Genomic DNA, 25,400 nt, shown 5'->3' on the forward strand with positions numbered 1-25,400 from the left:
TATTATGATACCAACTCCTGCTATTGTAAATTACACGGACATATGGTATAATAAATATGTACTTATCAATGTGACAATTAAGGCAACACCGCAGAAATATCATGCTGAAGATGCGAAGTGCGACTTTTTGTCAGAATCTATAGAAAGAATCAGGAGCAGATCATGTTAGTTGAAAACGGTGAGTGGGTAGTGCTCGGACTATCCCAAGACGACCCACGCAGGATACGCAGTCCGAAAGAGCTTGTGGAACGGATAAAAGAAGTGGGATTCCTGCCTTTGTTTGGCAGCGAGGTAAAAGGTTTTTCCGTAGAAGAGCACGTTTCGGCAGACTTCTGGTGGACAGGTGACAAAGAGCAGGACCCGTGGGAGTGGCGAGAGGTGATCGCCGCAGGGCACGAGGTCGCATACGGCAAGTTCTTCGATAAAAAGGCAGGCTTCATCAGTCTTGAATGGCTGCCTTATTTCGCAAATTACAGACGCGACGGCTATGACTTCGACTCGGCATGGGAGGACAGCAAAGCCAACCGTCGAGAGAAGCTGATAATGGACATTCTCACCGATACCGACAGCGACGGAGATATAGTGTGGGCAGACAAGCAGATCCTAACTACCGATCTTAAAAAGCTTGCAGGCTTCGGTAAAGGCGGCGAAAAGAATTTCCCGGGTATAACAACAGACCTGATGATGAAGATGTATCTTGTTACTGCTGACTTCCACAGGCGCAAAAACAAGAAAGGCGCGGAATACGGTATGCCCGTCTCAGTGCTTCTTCCGCCCGAGACTTTATGGGGATATGACAGAGTGACAGCTGCATACGGTGAATCTCCGCACGATTCATGGCTGAAGATAATCAAAAGAGTCAAGGAGCTTTACCCCGAAGCGTATGACGCCGATATTATAAAGCTCATCGGGAAAGAGCCGAAATAGGTAACAGCCCCGAATAGCTTGCGGATACAACAGATACAGATCATCTGATCCATATACTGCCTCACTGAACGGCGTTATGGAGTAAAAGCGAGAGCATTATCCACAAAAAATCATTTAACATCTTGATTTTTTGCTTAAAATGTTCTATAATATGTATAGTCATTCATTAGTGTATTCAATGAGCATACACGAAGCTGTTCACAAGGAAAATTTGTTCTGCATCGTAAACACGGACCGTCCCTGCGGCGAAAAAGAATACACAAAGAAGATAGCATATTATGATTGACTTATGTTCGGACATATGGTATAATCAAACTGTAAAATATTTTTTTTCGGGAGGTAAACCATGAGAATCAAAAAATTATTCGCATCCACGATGGCGATGGCAGCTGTATTCGCATCGCTTCCTGCAACTCAGCCCTTCTGCCTTGACAGCATTACCGCTGCGGCAGCCGATTCCGACAGCGAGATCGATGAGAAGTTCATCGTCGCTCCCGCGGATACGGAAGTCAAAGCAGGCGAAACTGTTTCAGTCAACATTATGTGCGAGAACGGCAGCAACCGCAAGGCAGGTCAGTTCGTTGCACAGGTCATTGACGAAAATCTTCCTATCGCAGGCGCAAAAGCAACAATGACGAGCCTCAGATGTACAGCAGTATCAACAAAGCCCGAGTACTCCGAGCTCAACGGCACATGGTACTGTAATACCCTTGATTCGGGCGAGCCTCAGGAGATCGACACTTCCAAGCCCGTTGCCAAGTTCGATATCACTATCCCCGCAGACGCAAAGCCAGGCACATACGAGTGGAAGCTCGACAGATTCCACGTAGTTGAGAGCGGCTATGACGGCATTGAGTTCGATGCTGTCCTCAAGACAGGCAAGCTCACAGTCAAGAGCAGCCAGTCATCCTCAGCCCCCTCTGACAGCGAGATCGATGATAAGTTCATCATCACCCCCGCAGATGCAGAAGCCAAACCGGGTGAAACTGTTTCAGTCAACATTATGTGCGAGAACGGCAGCAACCGCAAGGCAGGTCAGTTCGTTGCACAGGTAATCGACGATAATCTTCCTATCGCAGGCGCAACAGCAACAATGACGAGCCTCAGATGTTCGGCAATATCGACAAAGCCCGAGTATACAGAGCTCAACGGCACATGGTACTGCGACACTCTCGATTCGGGCGAGCCCCAGGAGATCGACACTTCCAAGCCTGTTGCCAAGTTCGATATCAAGATCCCCGCAAACGCAAAGCCGGGTACATACGAGTGGAAGCTCGACAGATTCCACGTAGTTGAGAGCGGCTACGACGGCATCGAGTTCGACGCTGTCCTCAAGGCAGGCAAGCTCAAAATCGCATCAAGCGAGGGTTATATGCTCGGAGATGTGAACAGCGACGGCAAGGTAGACGCTAAGGACGCATCACTTGTACTCGTCGAGTATTCAAAGATGTCCACAGGCGAAACAGGAGACTTCACCAATACTCAGCAGCTCGCAGGAGATGTCAACTTCGACTCCAAGATAGACGCTAAGGACGCTTCCTTTATCCTTTCTTACTACGCACTTGCATCGACCACAACAGGTCAGGTCGAGGGCATGAAAGAATACATGGATAAGCAGTTAAATAAATGATAAGAGAGATGCCTCCCATACGGGAGGCATCTTTTTCAATATATACACGGCTTTCACGTGAACTCAGGCAGACTGTCTATGACTTTTGCGTCATACTTTTGTATTGCAAGGGCATCGTTCGCGGTAATACCGTCGCCGACATTATTGCAGTCAGCATTGAGTTTCCCCTGAGGAGTCAGCGGATACTTATCCTTGTTGCCGATATACAGCATTATAGTCACCGCGTCCGAAGCAGTTATCCTTCCGTCGCAGTTAGCATCGCCGTAGAGTACGGGAGCAGAGACAGTTGTTGTCGTTGTTGACCTGTGCGGAACTGTAGTAGTCGTGTAAGCATCGGGCGAAGGGTCCTCGCTGAGCTGCTTTATCGTGATATCGAAATATCCGTTCTCGGAGGTGTGGGGATTGACAATACCGTACTTAGTCGGAGTATTGTACCTGACAAACGATACCGAACACTGATATTCCGTATCACCGAGAGTAAAATCGTGAACACCGTCAGCACTGAATACAGCTCTTCCCTTTGAGTTGGATATTATCATATCATATGTTTTAGATTTGTCGATATAGAGGTTCATTCCCGATGTCCGCGGATATTTTGTCAGCGGGGTCTGTTCAAGGAATGTTTCAGGTTCAGTCTCATCGTAGGACATTATGTTGAAGAGATCCTTCGCTCCGTTCGAGTTTTTCTCACACATTTCGATGTGCAGAGCACCTTCTGTTTCGTCATGGAGAAAAACGAACGATATCCCCTCACAGAACATAGCAGTATCTTTGACGACCTCTATCTCATTGTGTTCATCGGAATAATACGCCATATAATCATAGAGGTAAGTATCCAATACATCATTGAAATGACTCGCCGCATCCCCCGCACACTGCATAAATACAGCCAGAGTATTGTCAACGACATAGTATCCTTTGTTATCATCGGTATGTTCGACCCTGACAGCATTTACAACGTGACCGGGGAGACGGACGCAGAGAAGGTCACGGTCACGTGTCGCAGTTTCGTCACCGATACTGACGCGGCTGAGTATATCGAACTCATAGGCTAAGCCGCCGCATACAGCCGAATGAAAAGCAATAGCCGAAGTGGGTGAGTTCTTGAGGTTTTCGAGTCTCATTGCCTTTTCTGGATCGGCATCATAGGTATACAGCACAGAGTACCTTGTATTGGCACGGATGAAGTTTGTGATCATCTCCATTTTTTGTACCTTGCTGAGTGCGGGATCGTCGAATCCGTATTTATGGGTTATCTCCTCCGCATACATCAGCGCAACGTTATACTCATATTTTGACTGTCCGAGTTCATTGAGGAATTCAAGTCTGCCGTTCAAACTCGGCTCTCTCCTGTATTCACTTTCCGCGAGCATATAGCCGTTAGATATTTCAGGGATAGCCGAGAATCTCACCCCTTCAATGCTGACGAGCTCGCGGAACTTGTCAATATCGTCAGAAGTGGGATAGTAGGCATCATCGACAGCATCATATACGCAGACCTCACCGAGCCTCGGTGTATACCCGAACGAATACCGTTCGACCTGGTCAAGTTCGGCGAAGTCGATATAGACCGTATCAAGGAACGGGATACGGTCTTCGTGCAGAGAAAAAGCGTGTATCTCACGTATCGAATGCGGCAGCCTGACAGTAGTGAGCTTAACTTTTGAATTCTCGGGATTTCTTGTTATTGAATTTGAATCGGAGCCTAAAGCAGTAACGGTGTATCTTCCGAGCTTCTCGGGTATTTCAAGGGTATCGTGGCTTGAGATCGTGATATTATCGGAGCTGTCGGACACAGAAGCCAGAGTACATTCACCTTTGCGTGGCAGATCGGGGATATAACGGAAAGTAAGATCACCTACTCGGCTTACGAGCAGGTCGTCAGCGAAGACTTCACCGTGAGCTGTGAAAGACGGGACCGACTGCACGATCAAAGCTGCTGACAAACAAAAAGGGACTATGCTTTTTAGTACATTCATACGACCTCCTTAAACGCATCCTGTTAGTAAATAGTTTTACGTTGCAATATAAGTTAATAATATTTTATCACAGTTTTGTGAACTTGTCAAACATTTTTTGACAAAAATCGTAAAATAGTTGATATTCAGTGCCTATATAAAACATTTATCAAAAAAATATTGATATTTCTCAATTATTGATGTAGCTATGCACTGTCGGACAATCTCACGCATTTTCGATTCGGCACAGACCGAAATCTTTTCACCGATTATTGATACGGCAAAAAAAAAACGAAGTATCGGTTACAAGATTTAGTCGGCGAATCAAAAATATATTGACAAAATCCGCAAATTCCGCTATAATTAATGTGTCCTCAATAAACCGCCGTTAAGCGGTTATTGCCCCGAACTTCGTTCTGCGAGCGCAAATTCCCTTTATTATAAAGAATTTGCGCGTCACATTAATTGATGTCAAGCTCATTTTGCCATAAATGGCAAAACAAAGTGCAAGAAAAATTATCAATATCATAATTCTTTCTTGTACTTTGACAACAAAAAAACGGCTTTAAAAAGCAAAGAAAAGCCGTTTTTTTGTTGTTGAGCAGACATTAATTAATGAGTCCTCAATAACCGCCGTTAGGCGGTTATTGTCCCGAACTCCGTTCTGCGAGCGCAAATTCTTTATAATATGGGGAATTTGCGTCACATTTTTAGTTAAATTCTGGAGGAATAATATGAAATTCGGACTTGTAATGGAAGGCGGTGCTATGCGCGGTCTTTTCACGGCAGGAGTCACAGATTTACTTATGGAAAACGGTATCGTATTTGACGAATCTGTCGGTGTATCCGCAGGCGCCTGCTTCGGATGCAACTATAAATCAGGTCAGAACGGACGCGCGATACGCTATAATCTCCGCTTCCACGATGAAAAGCGCTATTGCAGCTGGAGCTCGTATTTTCGTACAGGCGACGTGTTCGGTGCAGAGTTCTGCTACCACACTATTCCCGAAAAGCTCGACCTCTTTGACTTTGATACCTACGACTCGAACCCGATGTCGTTCTACGTTGTCGCAACCGACATAAATACAGGCAAGGCGGTATACCACAACTGCCGAACAGCAAAGGGCGACGACATCGAGTGGATACGCGCGTCTGCTTCTATGCCCCTTGCTTCAAGGATAGTCAGGATAGGCGGACGCGAGTTCCTCGACGGCGGTATCTCCGACTCTATACCGCTCCGCTTCATGGAGAGCATAGGCTGCGAGCGAAACGTCGTTATACTCACTCAGCCGCGCGGCTACGTAAAGGCTCAGAGCCGTATTCTCAGCCTTGTGAAGCTGCGCTACGGCAGGAAGTATCCCGAGCTTGTCCGCGCTTTTGCCGAGCGCCCGAAAATGTACAACGACGAGCTTCACTATATCAGCTCAGCTGAAAAAGCAGGCAGAGCCTTTGTTATAGCGCCGCCCGAGAAACTTCCCATAGGACACATAGAACACGATACGGACAAGCTTCTCGAGGTCTACCGCACAGGCAGGAACACAGCAAGAGCAAGCCTTGCGGAGCTGCGCAGATTCCTCGGACAAGAATAAAAAGCATAGCCATACAAACAGAGGGAAGCCCTGTCAAAAGGACTTCCCTCTGTTTTTATCGTCATTATTCCCGAGTATCTCAACAGCATACATATCCGCGACCGCTATCCTCACATCATCGGTAAAAACGAGCTCGTTGAAATAGCTGTCATATATTCTCACCGTACCGACCTTGTCAGCATATCTTCCGCCCGATTTTCTCTCATCGGGGATAAAATAAGTCACCCTGACCTCAGGCTGTTCCCCGAGCATATCGAGCAGGCGGTTCAGCCCCTCGTTCAGTGCTTCTATCTCATCCTCGGACAGCTCGGCACGGCTGTCTGTCAGTCTTGCAGTCTCGTCAACGGCAGCGTCATATCCTACAAGAGCAGCAAACGGACTGAACTGTGCAGCCCTGTCGGACATTGACATAGGCGGAAAATCGTCATACTGCGGGCGGGTGAGGTGTTTTATATCGTCATACTGATCGGACATACAGATTCTCCATTCTGTTTGATAGGTCATAATATCTTTTCATTTGCGTGAGCATATATAATTTTCTTTGGCTCATAACCCAAAATCCTATCCCAATCCGTTTTCAGAGCCACATTATCTTCATACGCTTCTAAATATTCAAGAGGTTCTAAATCTCCGACAATACAGCATCCATTATCTAAAATTATTGAAATACTGTCGGGACTATGACTCGGTGTAGATATTATTTCGCCTGAAATTTTGAGATTTTGCAGAAATTCACGACTTTCATCACATGAAATAATGACCGCTTTTGTTTCGTCAATCGTTTCATATCGTAAGTGCTTTTCACGCATAAATATTTTATCAGAGTAATGAACATACTCTTGCTGGGTGTTTACAAGCAGAAGTTTTACATTCTGCTTCATAAGCTCGCTTATCAGCCCCATGTGATCAGGGTGATAGTGAGTGGCAAGGACATATTTAATATCACTCACATGGATATTGTTTACTTTGATAGTGCGATAAAAGCTCTGTATTGTTCCTGCATAGTCGGTGTCAATTAGCAGACCGCCTTCAAGAAAGAATGTATTTGTGTTACCGTATCTAAGTGTAATCATCAACGTGTCCTCAATGTTTTTTACATTTCATAGACAAGATATTCGTCTATATTGTTGTATTCCTCTATCAATTTGCGGTCACTATCATCAAGCACCTTGTCAGGAAAGAATGCTACAAGTGAGCTGAGATAGTTATATACTGAATTTCTCTTTTGGTTGAATTTTTTGGCATAGATACCTTGTATCATATCAAAATTTTGCTGTATTTCTCCTACACTTTGGCAATCCTTAAAAACCTTTGAAAGATCGTCTTTATTCGTGCTGCATATCAACGCCCTTGCAGTATTAACAGCGACAAACAGCCAAACAGAAGTATTGGTAAGCTGTTTTGGTTTAGCTGAAAGTTCTTCCTTTATTTTCAAGATAAATGAATTTGGCAAATATATCACTCCGATTCAAGCCTTATGCCCACCAATCTGGCGGTTACGTTCCTTCGCCGTCGCTCCATCAGTGTAGTTTTTCCCCTTCAGGACGGCGTTTTTCCCGAAGCGGTGCTTTATCGTGAGCATAGCCTCCTGTAAGGCACGCTCCTTTTCAAGTGCTCTTTCGCCGTCGCTGCGAGACTTCAGCGTTTCCTCCGTATCAAAGAGGCTAAGCTGCTCATAGCTCTCGCTCTCGGGGATATCCTCCTCACGTATAACATTGCAGGCAACGAGCGAGAGTCTTCTTGCATACAGCTGTCTGTCAATGATGCGGTCAAAAAGTTCAAGAGCAGCCTCTGTCATTTTTCTTGTGGACGAGGTATGTTTATCGAGATTCTGCGTACCGTGAGCGTGCTTGGGTATTTTTCTGCCGTAATAGTCAGTGGTGAGTTCTCCCCTGAACTGCCCGTCAGCAAGGCTTTCGCGGTCATATCCGACCGTAAGCACTATCTGATTCGTGACCAGCCCCTTGTCCACCAGATCAAGTGACAGCATATCAGCCATTTCCCATACGATCAGGCGGGTTCGGCTGTAATTACACGGCTCCTGCAATACCTGACCCGAAGTGATACTGCTGCTTGAGGGCTCATATGCCTTAACGGCGGCAATATTGGTAGGCTCGACACCCCATGCATGGTCTATCAGGAGCTCCGCATTCTTGCCGAGAGCCTTATACAGCCGCCCGATATGATACCTGTCGAGCGACCAGCTCGCAATATCACCCATAGTATGGATACCAAGCCCATCAAGCCGCGACGCGATACCCTTGCCGACCCGCCAGAAGTCCGTTATCGGCGTATGCGACCACCAGTTTTCTTTGTAGGTCTGTTCGTCAAGGCAAGCGATACGCACACCGTCTTTATCCGCAGGGATATGCTTCGCAACGATATCCATAGCGACCTTGCAGAGATACATATTCGTGCCTACGCCTGCCGTAGCAGTGATGCCCGTAGACGCGAGCACATCCTGTATCAGCATACGAGCAAAGCCGTGGCCGTCCGTATTATAGATGCCGAGATAGCCCGTAGCGTCGATGAACACCTCGTCGACAGAGTAGGCAAATATATCCTCGGGAGCGACGTATTTCAGATATATCCCGTATATCTGCGCACTAATTTTCATATAGTGAGCCATTTGCGGCGGTGCTACGATATAATCGACAGCAAGTGAGGCGTCCGCATCAAGCTCCGACCGAATACAGCTCTTGCCCGTGAGCCGTCCATGCGGAGCCTTCCGCGCACGCTCTCTGTTTATCTCCTCCACACGCTGTATCACCTCGAACAGCCTTGCTCTGCCTGAAATGCCATAGCTTTTCAGAGGCGGAGAAACAGCAAGGCATATAGTTTTTTCCGTCCTGCTCATATCAGCCACAACGAGGTTGACATCCAGCGGGTCAGCCCCGCGCTCCACGCATTCGCACGAAGCATAAAAGCTTTTGAGGTCGATAGCAATATATACCTTGTCCATATTTCACCGCCTTTATGTAAGAATCACTTTCAGTCATATAAGAACTTTTGTTCTTTTACAATTTTTATTATATCACAGCCGTCCGAAAATGTCAACCCCCCAAAAAAGCCACGGAAAATATGCAAGCATATCCAGTACAAAGCTTTCAGGCGGGCTTTGTGCGGTGTTGCCTATATAAATACAGAAACGCCCTGCGTTCAGGGCGTTTCTCTGTAATATTGCAATTATTCGGCGGGAACTTCTTCTGCGGACTTTTCGGGAAGAGCCTCGAAGTAATACCCGTGTGACTTTGCAAATGAAGCCGTGAATGAGTCTGCATACCCATAGAATGCCGAAAGATCGGTACAATCACTGAATGCAAGATCGCTGATGCTCTCGATACCGCTGCCCGTCGTCACTGTTTTCAACGACGTACAGCCTGTGAAAGCTCCGACATCAATACTTGTAAGCGCATCGGGAAGCTCGATCTTTTCAAGTCGTGTACACTTGTAGAACGCACCCGCGCATATCTCCGTGACACCTGCGGGAACCGTCACCGATGTAACGTAATTGCAGTAAGCGAAAGCGTCCTCGCCTATCCGCTTGACATTCTCGGGGAGCACTACCTCCTCGGCAGTGCCGTTGTACTTGCAGAGTATGCCGTCACCCACCACAGCGAATTCACCGCGGAGGTAAGACGCCTCGAAGCGCGAGCCGAAGAACGCCCTGCTGCCTATTTTCTCGACCGAGGCAGGGATAGTCATATCTCTCGCCGACGAGTTCATGAACGCGCCGCTCTGTATCTCCTTTAATGTGTTCGGGAGCACAACGTCCTCGAGGTCACCGACGTTCTTGAACGCGTTCTTGCCGATGACGGTAACGGGCTTACCCGCTATCTGCGAGGGAACAGTGATATACCAGTAACGCTCGGTCCACTTGTCGATCACGATATGGTCTTCCTCTTCGGTATAATCAACTCCGCCTGTCGGGAGGTATTTGATCCCGTTTTTGACTGCATATGCGGCAGTATCGGAGTTTACCATACCGCGGATAGTCATATCAGGCGTAAGAACATAGCTCTTCTCTCCCGCCTCGTTAGTCACGGTATTCCAGCCTATCTGATGATTGAAGCCGTCATTGGAGCAATAATTTGATTTTTCAATAGTTATATCGGTAAGTGCGGGACAATCAAGGAAAACACCGTCGTAGATATTGAGCTGACCGTTTAAAGCCGAAGAATCAAAGCTTGCGAGCTTAGTGCAGCCTGCAAATGCGTATTTGCCGAGGTCACGTCTGCCGCCTGCTCCGAGCTTGACAGCCGTGAGCGAGGTGCAGCCGTTGAAGGCATACTCGCCGATACTGCCTGTATTGTCGGAGAATACGACCTCTGTCAGCCCCGAGCAGCCCTTGAACGCATTTGCGGGGATATTAAAGCCATTTTCCGCGAGTGTGAGATCGACCTTTGTGAGTGAAGCACAGCCGTTGAAGCAGCCTGCGCCCACCTCTGTCAGTGCCTTTGGAACAGTGAAGCCGACGAGTGACTTACAGCCGCTGAAAGCATTTGCACCTATCTTTGTGATCGTATTGGAATGCTTTACTGTTTTGAGAGCCGCACAGCCCTCAAAGCAGCTCTCGGGCACTGCCGTCACAGCAGCGGGGAGCGTCACAGCCTCAAGCTTAGTGCAGCTGATAAAAGCGCCCTTTTCGACAGTCGTAACGGAATCGGGGATGACAACGCTCTTCATCGCGGAATTCTTGAATGCGAATGCCTGTATCTTGGTCACGGGGAGCTTTTCGATAGTTGCGGGGATAGTTATGGTCTCAGCCTTCGGGTCACAGTCAGTGATGACTACGCTCTCGCCGTCAATGTAGTATCCGACGCAGAGCTTGCTGTAGTCCTTTGTTCCGTACTGCTCGAAAGGTATGCCGTTAGCCTTTGCATAGTCCTCGGCAATGGAATTGAAATAGCCCTTTACAGTGAAGCCTTCAACAAGTCCTTCAGCACCGTATCCGAGCGCTTTCTCACCTATCGACGATACATTGTTGAGCACGACTGCCGACTTCATAGCGGTGCAGCCTATGAACGCATTTGCCATGATAGTTTTCACGTTGTTCGGGATAGTGATAGTCTCAAGTGCCGTACAATTCTGGAATGCCAGTCCCTCTATAGTCACGAGCGCCTTCGGGAGCTTTACCTCTTTGAGAGAGGTACAGTTGCTGAAGAATCCCTCGGGCAAAAGTGTTGCTGCATCGGGCAGCGCAACGCTTGCAAGCGATATGCAGCCGCTGAAAGTCTTTGGTGCAAGAGCAGTCAGCGTCGTCGGGAGCACTGCGCTCGTAAGAGCCGTACACCCCGTAAATACACCCGTCCCCATTTCAGATATGCCCTCGGGAAGAGTTATCGACTTCAGCGATGTGCAATTGCAGAAAGCAGAGCCGTTTATCTTTGCAAGAGCGGGCTCCTTGGCAAAAGAGACTGTTTCAAGTGCCGAGCATCCGTTGAAGCATCGCTCGGGCAGCTCTGCCAGAGGTGCGGGAATGGTAATCGAAGCAAGCGATGTACAGCCGTTGAACGCGTCATTTCCGATTGCCGCAACGCTGTCGGGAAGAGTTATCTTCTTGATAGCAATACAATTTGCGAAAGCACGAGCTCCGACGCTCTCGGGCTTGCACTCCTTTGCAAACTCAACAGCCGAAAGCTTGTCACAGCCCTCGAACATACTGCCCGAAACAGACTTCAGCGAAGCGGGAAGCGTTATTTTCTCCAGAGCCTTGCAGTTGTAAAACTCAGCTCCGAGGAGAGTTTCAAGGTTCTTGGAGAGCGTTATGTCAGTCAGCGCCGTACAGCCGTTGAAGCACTCATAGCCTATAGACTTGACGCTGTCGGGGATAACTATCTTTTCGAGCGAGGTGCATCCCTCGAACATACCGTTGTGGTCGCTGTTATACCAACCGTAGTATCTGTTTGGGAGAGCCTCCGCCTTATTGGAAATGGTGACATCTTTGAGCCCCGAACAAAACTCGAATACAGCTCCGCCGAGCTCTGTAACGGAATCGGGCATAGTGAAAGCAGTGAGCGACTTGCAGCTTGCAAATGCACCCTCACCGATGAGCTCCAGCCCGTTGTTGAGCTTGACAGACGCGAGCTTTGTACAGCCTCCGAACGCCCAGCTCTGTACCTTTGTTACTCCGGCTGGAACTTCAATGCTTTCAAGAGATGTACACCCGTAGAATGCCGAACTGCCTATCTCCGTAACGCCTGTCGGTATCGTTATCGCAGTAAGCGAAGTACACCCTCTGAACAGCTCGGAACGAATTACCGTCAGCCCCTTCGGAAGGACGGCATCGCTGAGAGATGTACAGCCGTAGAACGAAGCATTTCCTATCTCGATGACGGTCGCAGGGATAGTAACCTTTTCAAGCGCAGTACAGTCGCGGAAGGCGCTCTCCCCTATCTCGGTGACACCCGAGGGAATGGTAACTTCCTTGAGCCCCTTCATACCCGCATACATACCATTGCTGATGACAGTCATCTTTGCGGGAAGGGTAAGGCTCTCAAGCCCCGTACAGTTGTTGAAAATACGCTCGCCCGCTGTCTCGAGAGACTCGGGAAGCACCACAGACTTTATCGCAGGGCAGTCGGTAAATGCATATGAGCCTATAGATGTCAGTCCCGCGGGGAGCTTTACCTCGGCAAGAGCATCACAGCTGCCGAAAGCGTAGTCGGACACAGCCGTAACTCCGTCTGGGATAGTAATGCTCTCGAGTGCATTGCAGTCGTAGAAGATATATGAGCCCATAGAAGTCAGTTTCTTTGGCAGAGCAATACTCTTCAAAGATATACAGCTCTGGAAGAAGCCGTATTCATAATTCGGGAGCGCGGTCAGTTCATTGCTGAGCTTAACATCAGCGAGCGCGCGGCAGCCTGCAAAGCATCCTCCGCCCATTTCCGTAACGCTGTCGGGGACAGTCACGGACGTGAGCCCCGTACAGTCGCGGAAAGCCTCGGCTCCAACAGTCGTTACGCTGTCGGGAAGAACTATCGACGTGAGTGCCCCGCAGCGGAAGAAAGCAAATCCTCCGACGGTTTCAAGGTCGCTGTTAAAGCTGACTTTTTCGAGCTTGCCGCATTCCGAGAATGCAGATGCACCGAGCGCCTTAACGCCCTTTGGAAGTGCTATCTCCGTGACAGGAGTTCCCGCAAAGCAGCTGCTTCCTATCGTCTCGCAGCGCCCCGCAAACGTGACTTTCGCAAGAGCCCCGCAGCGTGCGAATGCAGAATCATCGAGCGAAACTCCGTCAGGGAGCTGTATCGCCGTCAGAGCCCCGCAGTACGAAAAAGCGCTCTTGCCGATAGTCTTTACGGTCGTGGGGATAGATATGGCCTTGAGCTTGTCGCAGCTGTGGAAACAGCTGTCGGGGATAGCTCCGAGCTCCTCGGGGAATACGACATACTGAAGCTCATTGCAGTCGTAGAACGCGTTTGCTCCGAGAGCCGCCGTCCTGCCCTCAAACATGACCTTGTTGAGAGCCGCACAATTATAGAATACGCTCGTTCCGAATGTCACATTATCGGGAAGGCTCAGATACTCGAGACCGTCGCAGTATGCAAAGCATTCATTGCCGAGCGTTATGCCGTCGGGAAGGATAACACGCGAGAGCGCATCACAGTTGCGGAAACAGCTGTTGCCGAGGCTCTCCGCACCTGTCGGTATCTCGATGCCGAGCAGAGAGGGGTCCTCCGCAAAAGCATTTGCCCCTATCGTCTTTATGCCCTTTGACATATTGACCGTAACGAGCTTGCCGCAGCTATAGAAGGCTTCAGCCCCGATATCGGTCACCGTATCGGGGAGAGCTGCCTCCCCGAGCAGTTCGCAGTCACGGAACGCACGGTAGCCGATAGTCACGATACCGCTCGGTATCTTCACCGAAGTGACGTTCTTTCCCATAAATGCGCTGTCTCCGATGGCAGTGACGGCAGTTCCGTCTATTTTATCGGGGATAACGACATCAGCAGCAGTACCGTTGTATGCAGTGATAGTCAGCGTACCGCTCTCTTCCTTCTTTGTCGAGAACTCAGGGAGCTCCGCCGCCTCGTCTGCCGTCTTGACCGACGGCTCCGAGGGAAGGGCGAATGTATTCTTTTCAGCTAATGCCGTTGTATTATCCTCCGCAATAGTGCCTGCTCCCGCAAACGGGAATGATGTCACCGTGAGCGAGGCGCTGAGCACTGCGGAAATAAGCTTTTTATTCAGTTTTTTCATTTGTGTATCTCCTCCTTTACTTGGTCACGGCGCCTGTCGAAGCAGCTGCATACGCGGCAAGTATCGCTGAAGCGTCCTTTGCGTCGATGAATGAATCTCCGTTCATATCCGCAGCCTTCTTACGGTCGTCTGTGAGACCGCCATCGCCGCCTGTCGAGACCTTGGAGTAGTAAACAAGTACCATAGTTGCGTCCTTCGCGTCGACATTTCCGTCGCCGTTCACATCACCTGGCTTATACTCGGCAGGCACGCTCTCAACGCCTTCCATAGCGTTATAGAGCACCTTCTCGGCAGAGAGACCGCTGCCCTTGAGAGTGATTCCGCCCGTTGTTACTGCATACTTGGTAAGGTCGATATTCTGAGTTGCACTCTTGCCCGCCGCAATGTCCTTGAACGATACCGTGTCGAGCACCCTGCCCGTAACGAGCTCGGAGACAACTATCTCGTCAGAGCCCGCAGCCGTACCGTTATTGGTAACTGTGAGCGCGAGTGTGTCCTTATCGGTCTTTTCAGCCGATATCTCGAGCACACTGAAAGCAGTCGAGAGCTTGAAAGTGTTATCATCGGCAAAGGAGTCGGAGTCGTCGGCCGTATTGACGGTGAATGTGAATTCCTTCGCTGTATCGGGAGTTATCTCCGCCTTGACGTGCTTTACGCCGTTAACGGGTATCACGCACTCGATGACCTTGTCAAATACTATCTTGCCGTCAGCATCCGCGGCAGTTACGTGAACTCCGCTTACAGCACAGTCGCCGCGGTTCTCAACGGTAAGGTCAACGGGCATAGTCTTTCCTGCCTTATAGTCGTCCTTATCGCAATAAACGTCAGTGAGGGCGATGTTTTTGATATTGCTGATATCGAGAGAAACGATGCTGTTTGAAGTAGCCACATCCTCAGCAGAAACAACTGCACTCGTCCTGTCCATAACGGTAACTATCCTGTCGCCGAACGAAGCCGCCCTTACATTTCTGAGGTACTGTCCCTGCTCGGTAAGCTTGACGGGCTCGCCCCACTCCCCTGTTGTGCTGTCGTAAACAGACTCATAGAGGTTAGAGGCCTTTTCGCCGTCAGCAGCCGTCCAGATGATGCGGTCTCCCACTATCTCGAAGCCTGCCTGTACTGCGGGAACGCCCGCGTCAAAGAGGTAGTCGGCATTCGTGAGGTTCTCCGAGCGGCAGATATTGTCATTCTGCTGCCAGTAGAGGCAAGCAGCCTTGTCGGAAGCAGCCTTAGCGAATACAGGAGCGGAAACATTGCCCGAAGCAATGATATACGGCTGAGCCTCGCCGCTCTTTATCGTACGGAGAGTTGTATCCGACACTGTGCTGAGGTCGTTGTCATCGTCCGTAACATAAACGATATAGAGCTGGTCGTTATGAGAAGCCGCCGTGAGATCAGTGACAGCATTTGCATTTTCGAGTACAGCCTCGGGAGCGCTCCAGCCGTTCTCGCCGAGCTCGGATACCATAACGGAATTCGAGCTGTTTGTGCCGAGGTAGCTGTTTTCGCTGTTTGCCACCCATACTGCGTATGCAGTACCGTCAACAGCCGTAATAACGGGCTTCATGTCGAGGACGTCCTTGTCAGCTGTAAGAGCTGTTACGCTGCCGAACTTTCCGTTCTTTGCATCAAACTCTGAAACAGCTATATTCTGTGCAGCTGTCCAGTCAGTGAGCTCAGCCTTATCGGAAAGCCCCTCAGCCGTATTCTGATAGATAAGGTACATCTTCTTGCCGTCCGACCACAGATACGGAGCATAGTCGCCCGTCTTGTCGGTGTCGACCTGCGCGGGAGCGCTCCAGCCCTTATCCGCCGTGTATACGGTATACATGAGCCTGTATGCATTTGCCGCACCGCGGGTCGGGTCGCTGTCGAGATATACCATAACGAGCTTGCCGTCAACAGCTTCGAGCTGTATCTGCGTCATATCGAGAGCATTGCCGGCGAGCTCGGTAAGTGCAAGATAGCCGTTATCGCCTGATATCCGAGTTTTCTTGTCGGCAGTCCAGACGCTGCCTTCCGCAGTCTCAGCGAGGTTATAGAGTGATTCGTCATACAGTGCGGAGTACAGACCTCCGAGCGAAGCAGTCTTGCCCTGCTGCTGTTTTCGTTTAGAGTACAGGACTATCGGGTCGTCGGGACTCAGCAGTGATTTTTTCAGCTCGAACGGTCCGATATAAGCCTTCAGTCCGACCTCATATTCAAACGTTATCTTATTCAGGCCCCTGTCCTCGGGAACAATGGAAAGAAGCGTAACAAAGAAAGTGAGCTTGACCTCGCCGTATACACCTGCGGCGGCAGCTCCCGAGACGCCTACGCCCGCGAACACCTCGCCCGATACCTCTGCCTCGACCGAGAGGCTTCCTGTTATCTCGAGGTCGCCGTCGTTACACTCGATAGTGAACGATGTGTTCACGTTGAGCTTGAGACCTACGCCCACGCTTATCGCGATCGGGATAGAAGCGACCACAACGGTCGTTTCCCATTCATACTTGAATTCAAACTGTATAAGGAGCTGTCCGCGGAACACGATGCCGCCCGTGCGGACGCACTCGGCAAAGCCCTTCTTCGGGTCGTAGCTTGCAGACAGAGCACCCATTACGTTCATCTCTGCCTTGAAATCACCCTCCTTGAAGTTGAGGGGATTCTTCTTGATAGGAGCCTTCTTTATATCGTCGGCTACCTGTTTTATCGTCTTGCCCTTGTACTGCTCGATTATCTTCTGAGCTTCCTTGAACTCCTCCTGAATGGACTTATCGTCGTCGTCATCGTCATCATCATCGTCGTCACCGTGAGCGAGCAGATCAAAGTCCTCGTCCATGAGTACGAGCGATGCGAAGCCCTCGTCATCGAGTGAGAGCGTTACGGGGAGGTTGAGGTTGTCGAGCTTGAATGTCTTGCCGCCCACTATGGGGATATCCTCGTTGAACTCATACTCGAACGCGTCGCCGAGAGTCATCGAGCCCTTGTACTTCTCCCATGCATATGTATCATCCTCGGGGTCACCGAATGCACCGGGAGTAGCGATATTGCCTTTACCGTCGGAATACCCCTGCGAAACATGGCCGGGTTCGTAGTGCTTATCCTCGTCTGTCTCTTCCTCTTCATAGAGCCCGTTGGATTCGAGCTGTACGTAGTCGATGCCATTGGTATAGCCGATGTAGGGAAGAATGACCTTGCGCTTGTATCCGCCGCAGGTGACGGTCATATTGTGATTTCCGCCGTCTGTCGGGATATCGAGAACAACATAGCCGTCCTCGTTGGTAGTCGCAGATGTTCCGTTGAAGGAAACCGTTGCATTCCTGAGCGGCTTTTCGTATCTGCCGCCTGTGATAAAGAGTACGAACTGAGTATCGTGGTCGTAATCGAGTTCCTTTATCTCGTCAACGATGATGAACTCTGTATTGGGAACAACGCTGAGCGTAACAGGTATGCGTGAGCCGTTGTGCACCTTCAGTGACGCCTTGACCACATCAAGACGGCTGTCATAGAAACTGTCCTCGCCGACGCCGTCGATGCTGTTGAATACCTCCTCACACTCGTAGATAACGCTGTACGAGAAGCCGGGCTCGAGTATCTCGAGGGGAGCTTCGTCTGCCGCAAGGATCCTAACGTATCTGCCGTCCTTCTTAATGCTTCTCTGGTAGATACAGGGGAGCTTGCTGTTGAAGTTTCCGAGCGCACTGGAGACGATAGCTCCGACGTCGGTATTCGGACAGTATACGTCCACGGGGCAGTTATTCGTCATGCGCACCTCGAAAACGAAGCGGTTGTCGAAGAGCTGCTGAGGGATAATGATATCAACAGCTACAGCCTTCTCGCCGTAAACGGTAATAGGCTCATCGGGGGTGAACTCGGCATTTATCTGCTCGTTGAACCTGTCGAGATGACCCGAATAGGAGGCTGAGATGTCGTACTTGCCCTCCTTGTCTCCGCGGATTATCCAGTCGATATCCTTGAACGACTGCCCCTCGAGAACATCGAACGAAACGTTAGCGCTGTCGCTCTTTTCGGTCTCGACGAGGGAAAGCCCGTCGGGAAGGTTGAGCTTTACTTCATTCTGAGAGATAGTGTACTGACGGTCTGCATTGTTGTAGACTGTAAGGCTTGCGTGGAAGAATTCCTTCAGGAAGCTCGCCTTAACGGGGACCGTCATAGTGATGAGCGTGTCTACCTCGTTTGTGACGGGGTCAATACTAACATATACGGGCTTGGTAACTACGGAGCCGCCCGAGCCGCCGCCCCAGTTTCCGCCGCCCCAGCTGCCGCCCCAGCCGCCGCCGCCGACAACGCCGCCCTTGCTGTTGGCGTAGAAGTGCATCCTACCCTTGTCATGCTCGTGAGCCTTATAGGTGATGTTCACTTCAACCTCAACGATGTGCTGGTTCTCGGGAGCGGTTATGTCGATACCCGCAGCCTTTATCTCATCGAGCTTCATGCGCTCGACCTTGAAATCTGCTGTGACGATATCCTCCTCGACAACGGAGAAATAGAAGCTGTTGCCCTTGCCTGCGAGGATAGTACACTCCTTTTCGGCGGGAAGATAGCCGTCTCCGAATACACCTATGGTATGTATGCCTGCGACGGTGCTGAAAGTGACCTTGCCGTTTGAATCGGTCGCAAGCTTCTTCTGACGCTCGGTGCCGAGGTCAACGTATACGTTAATGCCTGCTGCGGGCTTGCCGTCAGTAGTCTTCACATATACCGTAGATTCACCGATGAGAACGCGCTCTATAACGTCGATGACGCATTTACAGGTCGAAACGAGTCCCTGCTCGTTCGTGCAGGTGAGAGTTGCCGTGTACGTACCTGTTTCCGTATACTTATGCACGAACTTGGCAGTAGCGGCAGAAGTGTCGCTGACAGAAGTACCGTCGCCGAAATCGAGCTCTATCTTCTCGATACCGTAGTAGTCGCGGCAGCCTGTCGCGTCAAAGATGTACTCGACGCCCTTCTGCTGTGCATTCTCCACGGCGAGTGAAGCCTCAGGAGCGGTGTATATCTGCATAGGAGCAGTCTCCTTGCTTGTCATTATGCCGTTCGAGCAGTATGCCTCGACCTTGTAGGTGAGAGTTCCCGCCGCATTGACGCTGTAGTCAGTGAATACATACTCGCCCTTTTTCTCGGCATCGACCTCCAAAGAGCCGATACGCTGCCACGAAGCAGTATTTGCCTTCTTATAGATGTAGTAGCCTGTAGAGAGCTTGTTCTCCTCCGCCTTCCATGTGAGGGCGATATGGTCGGAGAGCTGCTCTGCCTTTATCTCCTTGATATCGGTGAAGGAGTTGTCGACGGTGTACTTGACCGTCTTCGTGTCAGCCTTTAAGCCTGCTCCGTCGGCAGCACTGACCCTCACCTCCACGCTCTCAGCCTTGAGAGCAGCCTCGGGGAGAGTGCCCTCGGCAACAGTGTAATAGTCGTTGATGTCCTTGAGCTCAACAAAGGGCTTGAAGGTGTCGTTTTCGCTGATACGGTACTCCATTGTCACGGAAGCGAGCTTAACATTATCGCTCACGAGAGATGACACCTTGTTGTTTGCGGTGCTGATGACCTCGGTCTCAGCGGGAGAAACGCTCACTATCTCGGGCTTTTCCTTGTCCTCCTTGAGGACAGCGCTTACAGCCTTGGACATCGCGCTTTCGTTGCCTGCGGCGTCTATAGCTGTGAGCTTATAGAAGTATGTCTTACCCGTCTCGGCAGACCTGTCGAAGTAGTTGAGCGAGCTGCTCTTCTCGAGGATAGCGGCATACTCGCCGTCCTCCTTGTCGCTTCTGTAGAGCGAGAAATAAGCAGACTCGGTCTTATCTTCATAGGGCTCCCATTTCAGCTCGATAGCATTTGAGTCAGCCGAAGCGCTGAACTTCGTCGGAGCCGCAGGAGCAGTACGCTTGACGATATACTCATATACAGCCGAAAGCTCGCCCTTGTTGCCTGCCGCATCGGAAGCAGATGCGCGCAGATAGAGCTTGCCCTCAGCATACGGAGTGAGGTCGAGCTCATATGAAGCATTGAAGTAAGCTCCGCCGTTCTCGTTTTTGATAACGGCAACATCGCTCCACTTGGCATCTTTTTCGTTGGACTGCGAAGCCTGTATCGCAACGCTCGCAACGCTGAAATCGTCCTGAGCCGTTACAGTGAGCGGGATGGATTTGTTGAAGTAAGCGGGAGCGGGAGCGAAAGCCGCTATGATAGGAGCGACCGTATCCGCAGCCGTAACAAATGTGAATGGCTCGGAGTATTCGCCCACGTTGCCGTAGATGTCAACTGCCGCGACCTCGAATGTGTAAGAGGTCTCGGGAGTTAGCCCCGTAAGGTTCATACCGAGAGTTGTGGAAGTCGTAGCTGTGCTGACCTTTTCCTTATCCTCTGTGGGATAGTATCTCGCTGTGAAGTAGCTGAAATCATTTTCGGGGACGTCGTCCCACGCGATAGAAGCAGTTACGTCAGTGACCGCGACCGAAAGCAGATTCACTACCTTTGAGGGGCCTGCATTATCCACAGCGTAGATGTGTACGAGCTCCTTGCTCTCATTGCCCGCATAGTCGTAAGCAGCGGCACGAAGCTTTATGTCAGCCTCCCCGTACACAGATGTATCGAAGCTGTAGCTCACAGACGAGCCCTTACCCTCGAAGAGCTTGCTCCACGTCTTGCCATCGTCCTCGGAGATGAAGCCTGCAACGGACGACACGCCGATATTGTCCTCAGCCTTGACCGAGACAGTGACAAAATGGCTGAGCACCTTGCCACTCTCGGGCAGGAATAGAGTGACCTCGGGGACAGTCTCGTCGCCCTTTGCGGCAGCGGACTTCTCATCCGAGTAGATACCCTCCTGACCGTATTTATCGACAGCGCACATCATATAGAAGAAGATATCGCCCTCGGCGAGGTCCTTATCCGAGTATTCGAGTGTTTCGCGGCTGTCTATGTACTTGAGGAGCTTATACGTGCCTGTTTCGGAGCGGCGGTATATATTATAGCCGACAACCTTTGCCTCGGCAGCGATGCCCCATGTGAGCTTCATTTCCTTTTCGCCCTGGAAAACATCGAAGCCGAATACCTGCTCGGGAGGAGCTGTATCAACGTTCACAGTCACCGATTTCTCGGCAGATGCGCCGTCCCTGTCGGTGACTCTGAAAGTGAGAGTGTACTCACCGCTCGGGACCTCCTTGATGTTCCAGCGAATATCGGCAGCGGAAACAGCAGTGTTCTCGCCGCTGTAGATAACCTGTTCCATCCCCTGCCTGTCAAGGTAAGAAAGCGAGTATGAAGCCGCGTCCACGGTCTTTTCCATAGTCGCACGGAGGTCCGCGCTCTTTCCGCCGATGACCTTGGCATTATCCGCAAACGCGAGCGCACTTATCACGGGAGCCTGCGGAGCAGCACTTACAGCCTTTGATTTTGCCGAAAGATAGCCGTCCGCACCGTAAGCCTGCACCTCGTAGCGGTACTTCTTGCCTGTTTCGAGCTCATCGTCATAATAGCCGCAGTCCTTGACGCGCGCTATCTCCTTGCCGTCGCGGTACACGATATATCCCTCGAGCTCACCGCTGCAATACGGCATACTCCACGTGAGATACATCGACTTGCTGTTCGTATATGAGGGAGCAAGATACAGCGGTCTTTCGGTAACATCAGCCGCGATGAGCCCCACCTTGGTCGAAGGCTTCAGAGTCTGGAAGCTATCGTTATACACGGCACAGGAATTCACCTTCACATCGTAGTCGCCGTAAGCCGTATCGGGAACGTCGAATTTAAGTGTCGCGACCGTACCGCGGTACACATCGGCATACTCTGTCAGACCGAACAGCTTGAGCTTGTTGCCATCGGAAACGAACTGGTATTTGCCTGTGCAGTCGACCTCTGCGAGCTTCAGGCTGCTGTCGAAGTCGAGATAGAGCTCGACCGCGCCTATATTCTGGTCCCAGTCGATGATATTGACATCAATAGAGACCTGCTCGCCGGGAACGCACTCCGCATCGCCGACCTCTATCCGCACAGTGTCCCCCGAAGCCTCATTCTCAGGCTTGACAGGAGCAAGCCCTCCCGCGAGCTGGCTTACCGCGAGAAGGTCACGCGCGTCAACAGCGCCGTCCTTGTAGACATCGAATTTGGAATCCTTACCTGCTGCCGCTGCGGTCTTTCCGAGGAAAGCCGTCACCGCGTCAACATCCGCGTCGTTGGTCTTGCCGTCGCCGTTCACATCGCCGCCCGCGATCTTAGAAGCTGCTTCATTGACAGCTTCGGCAGCCGCGGCAGCGCCTGCATGGAACTGTCCCGTCGAGACAACGGATACGACAGCCAACAGTGCAGAAAGACCTTTTTTGAATCTGCTGCTCATATTAACCTCCATTTTTCGGAATCTGTCTGCAAAAGAGTTTTTTGCAGAATACACATATATTATATCAAAAAATTGGTAAAAACGTCAATGAGAAGAATCAACAACAATAGATTACTCAACGTAGAATATTTAGATAAATATACAATTAATAACTGACCGCACGTACAAAAAAACAGCACGTCACCACAGTAACGCGCTGATACAGCCATTATCCGAAAAAATGAAAAGAGCGTTCCATACGGAACGCTCCATGCTCACATAGTACAATTAGTTAGCTCTTTCAACCTTACCCGAACGCAGGCATCTTGAACAAGCGTAGATATGACAAGGAGTACCCTTGACGATAGCCTTAACACGCTTAACATTAGGCTTCCATGTTCTGTTTGTACGTCTGTGTGAGTGGGAAACCTTGATACCGAAAGTAACTCCCTTTCCGCAGATATCACATTTTGCCATCAGGCTGCACCTCCTTATTGATCTTAGCTTCAAATTAAGCAACGTGACTATTATATCATATCATTCAGAAAAATGCAAGCCTTTTTTGAAAAAAACTCAAAATTTTTTTGAGAAGCCTAAATTTTTATTATTTTACTTGAAAAAAAGTTCAGTATGTAGTATAATAAAATATGAATATCTGTATATACAGTTCAGGAAAGGATTCTTATGGATTTAGATACGATTTTAAGGTTTTTTGCAAGAATAGCGACACTGCTGCTCGTCATCCCGATACATGAGAGCGCCCACGCCCTCGTTGCCAAGTGGTTCGGCGACGATACAGCCGAGCGTGCGGGCAGGATAAGCCTCAACCCGATGGATCACTTCGACCCCATCGGAACTATCCTTTTGATATTTACGGGCTTCGGCTGGGCTAAGCCCGTGCCGATCAACCCTATGCGTATGAAAAAATACCGTGCGGGCATCGCTCTGACAGCTCTTGCTGGACCTGTGTCGAACATACTGGCTGCATTTGTCGCAGTGCTCGCATATGCGATACTGGTATCCACGCAAGCAGGTCATGACGCCTCTATAGAAACGGCTGTAACTCCCATAAGCTGCGTGAAGCTGCTGCTCGTATACCTGTACCATACAAATATCGGTCTGGCGATATTCAATCTGATACCTCTCCCTCCTCTCGACGGCTACAATGTGCTCAGCTACTTCACCTCCTCCAAGGTAGACAGGTGGTTCCACCAGCACCAGCGCGAGATATCCATCACCTTCTTCCTCGTTATAATCGGTCTGAGCTATATGCCTTCGTGGCTGAACCCGCTCTACTACGCACGCAATTTTGTTGCCGACCTGCTCTGGGACACAGTCAAGTGGATTCCCAAGCTGAAGTGGGGCTATTAATGGAGACTATCAATTACAAGCTTGACGTCTACGAAGGACCGCTGGACGTCCTGCTCTCACTCATAACCAAGCACAAGCTCAACATCTGCGACATCGAGATATCAAAACTGCTCGAGCAGTACCTCCTCTTTATCGAGGAGTGCCACAAGCAGGACCTCGAGCTCGCAGGCGAATTTCTCGAAATGGCGGCAAGGCTCGTCTATATCAAGACCGCTGCTCTCCTGCCTCAGCCCGAGGAAGCCGAGCAGATGAAAAAGGAGCTCGAAGGCGCACTCATCGAGCTGTCGCTGTGCAAGGAGGCTGCAAGAGCCCTCGCGGAGCGCAACATCGGCAGCGACATCTTCGTCCGCGAGCCCATAGAGATAGAAGCGGATATGACATATACGCTCGTACACGAGCCCGAAAGGCTCATACAAGCTTACTCCGCGATATCAAACAAGAAAATGCGCCCCGATACGCAGAAACTTCATATCGAGAACAAGATAAATTCAGTTGTAAAGCGCAAAATAGTGCCCGTGCTCACGAAGGTGGTACATATCCTCCGCGAGCTTTACACCACGGGCGAGGTATATATGGACAAGCTCTATGAAGGCGTTACCGACCGCTCTGCAAGAGTGGCGACCTTCCTCGCAGTGCTGGAGCTCACCCGCTTCGGCAGGATAACCATCAGCGAGGACAACACTATCATCTTCTTCAAGGGCGAAATGGAAAGAGAGGGACGCAAAAAGTGGAGATCAAAGAAAAACTCGGCGCAGTAGAGGCTATCCTCTTTGCGAGCGGCGAGCCTGTGGAGCTCTACCGTCTTTCTCAGGCAAGCGGCATCGACGTGGGAGCTCTCCCTCAGCTGATAAGGCTGCTCAACGAGCGCTACGACGACTGCGGCAGCGGCATCTGCATAAAGAAACTCGACAGCAGCTACCAGATGTGTACGCGCGAGAAATATGCACCTCAGATACGTGCCGTGCTCGAAACGAAAAAGAATACACCGCTCTCGAATGCGGCTATGGAGGCACTAACCATTATCGCCTACAACCAGCCCGTGTCAAAGAGCTTCGTTGAAAATGTCAGAGGCGTAGACAGCTCGTCCGTCGTCAACAACCTCGTCGAAAAGGGTCTCGTCGAAGAAGCAGGACGTCTCGACGTCCCGGGCAAGCCCATAGTCTACAGAACGACGCCGATTTTCCTGCGCACCTTCGGACTCAGCTCCATCGACGAGCTCCCGCCGATAGGAGGCAGGACAGGCGACCCGCTCGAGGACGACCAGCTCCCGCTCGATTTCAGCGGAAAAGAAGATGAAAAAGCCGCCGCAGATGAAGTCCCCGCAGAGAGCGCGGAGGCAGAGGCTCCCGCGGAAGCTCACGATGAAGAGGACGAAAACGTCGGACTTACCGACTAAACTACGA

General features: G+C 50.4%; 14 protein-coding genes. 6 read left to right on the forward strand and 8 right to left on the reverse strand.

Going from position 1 to position 25,400, the window contains the following annotated elements; all coding sequences use genetic code 11:
- Positions 1–162 precede the first annotated feature (162 nt).
- Together BMX22_RS02680 and BMX22_RS15750 are read left to right on the forward strand one after the other, a co-directional pair.
- Positions 163–927 (forward strand): hypothetical protein, encoded by a 765-nt coding sequence (locus BMX22_RS02680; RefSeq protein ID WP_074740403.1) that lies wholly within the window; start codon positions 163–165, stop codon positions 925–927.
- 346 nt (positions 928–1,273) lie between these two features.
- Entirely contained in the window at positions 1,274–2,557 is a 1,284-nt protein-coding gene (locus tag BMX22_RS15750) for a dockerin type I domain-containing protein (RefSeq protein WP_081349029.1), read from the forward strand.
- A gap of 53 nt (positions 2,558–2,610) precedes the next feature.
- Here the strand turns inward: BMX22_RS15750 and BMX22_RS02690 are convergent, their stop codons facing one another.
- Positions 2,611–4,536 (reverse strand): dockerin type I repeat-containing protein, encoded by a 1,926-nt coding sequence (locus BMX22_RS02690; protein WP_074740405.1) that lies wholly within the window; start codon positions 4,534–4,536, stop codon positions 2,611–2,613.
- Positions 4,537–5,249: 713 nt separating this feature from the next.
- On the opposite strand from BMX22_RS02690, the gene BMX22_RS02695 reads away from it, so the two are divergent.
- Positions 5,250–6,104 carry a patatin-like phospholipase family protein gene (locus BMX22_RS02695; RefSeq protein WP_074740407.1) on the forward strand — a complete coding sequence of 285 codons (855 nt, stop codon included), beginning with the start codon at positions 5,250–5,252 and terminating at the stop codon, positions 6,102–6,104.
- A gap of 33 nt (positions 6,105–6,137) precedes the next feature.
- On the opposite strand, the gene BMX22_RS02700 is transcribed toward BMX22_RS02695, so the two are convergent.
- The 7 genes from BMX22_RS02700 to rpmB all read right to left on the reverse strand — a co-directional run bounded on the left by BMX22_RS02700 (position 6,138) and on the right by rpmB (position 23,103).
- Positions 6,138–6,578 carry a hypothetical protein gene (locus BMX22_RS02700; RefSeq protein WP_074740408.1) on the reverse strand — a complete coding sequence of 147 codons (441 nt, stop codon included), beginning with the start codon at positions 6,576–6,578 and terminating at the stop codon, positions 6,138–6,140.
- Between the two features lie 26 nt (positions 6,579–6,604).
- A complete protein-coding gene (locus tag BMX22_RS02705) occupies positions 6,605–7,177 on the reverse strand; it encodes an MBL fold metallo-hydrolase (RefSeq protein WP_074740410.1) in 573 nt (190 codons plus the stop codon).
- A gap of 20 nt (positions 7,178–7,197) precedes the next feature.
- Positions 7,198–7,557 carry a hypothetical protein gene (locus tag BMX22_RS02710; RefSeq protein WP_074740412.1) on the reverse strand — a complete coding sequence of 120 codons (360 nt, stop codon included), beginning with the start codon at positions 7,555–7,557 and terminating at the stop codon, positions 7,198–7,200.
- A 15-nt stretch (positions 7,558–7,572) separates the two neighbouring features.
- Complete coding sequence (locus BMX22_RS02715) at positions 7,573–9,066, reverse strand: DNA methylase (protein ID WP_074740414.1); 1,494 nt, start codon at positions 9,064–9,066, stop codon at positions 7,573–7,575.
- Between the two features lie 224 nt (positions 9,067–9,290).
- Positions 9,291–14,309, reverse strand: a complete 5,019-nt coding sequence (locus BMX22_RS02720) for a leucine-rich repeat domain-containing protein (protein WP_074740416.1) — start codon at positions 14,307–14,309, stop codon at positions 9,291–9,293.
- A gap of 16 nt (positions 14,310–14,325) precedes the next feature.
- On the reverse strand, positions 14,326–22,647 hold the full coding sequence (locus tag BMX22_RS02725) for a fibronectin type III domain-containing protein (RefSeq protein WP_074740418.1): 8,322 nt from the start codon (positions 22,645–22,647) through the stop codon (positions 14,326–14,328).
- Positions 22,648–22,914: 267 nt separating this feature from the next.
- Positions 22,915–23,103, reverse strand: a complete 189-nt coding sequence (gene rpmB / locus BMX22_RS02730) for a 50S ribosomal protein L28 (protein ID WP_074740420.1) — start codon at positions 23,101–23,103, stop codon at positions 22,915–22,917.
- Positions 23,104–23,310: 207 nt separating this feature from the next.
- Here rpmB and BMX22_RS02735 point away from each other — a divergent pair, with 207 nt between their 5' ends.
- Genes BMX22_RS02735 through scpB form a run of 3 tightly spaced genes read left to right on the forward strand, consistent with a single transcriptional unit; the run spans position 23,311 to position 25,393 of the window.
- Positions 23,311–23,997: a site-2 protease family protein gene (locus BMX22_RS02735; RefSeq protein ID WP_074740422.1), complete on the forward strand. Its 687-nt coding sequence runs from the start codon at positions 23,311–23,313 to the stop codon at positions 23,995–23,997.
- The gene (locus BMX22_RS02740) at positions 23,997–24,755 is read left to right on the forward strand and encodes a segregation and condensation protein A (protein WP_074740424.1); all 759 of its coding nucleotides are present in this window, start codon (positions 23,997–23,999) and stop codon (positions 24,753–24,755) included. The genes BMX22_RS02735 and BMX22_RS02740 overlap by 1 nt, the downstream gene beginning before the upstream one ends.
- Positions 24,725–25,393: an SMC-Scp complex subunit ScpB gene (gene scpB, locus BMX22_RS02745; protein ID WP_074740426.1), complete on the forward strand. Its 669-nt coding sequence runs from the start codon at positions 24,725–24,727 to the stop codon at positions 25,391–25,393. Before BMX22_RS02740 ends, scpB begins: the two co-directional genes overlap by 31 nt.
- The last annotated feature ends 7 nt before the right edge of the window (positions 25,394–25,400 follow it).

The organism is Ruminococcus sp. YRD2003, assembly GCA_900109435.1.
Classification (GTDB): domain Bacteria; phylum Bacillota; class Clostridia; order Oscillospirales; family Ruminococcaceae; genus Ruminococcus; species Ruminococcus flavefaciens_G.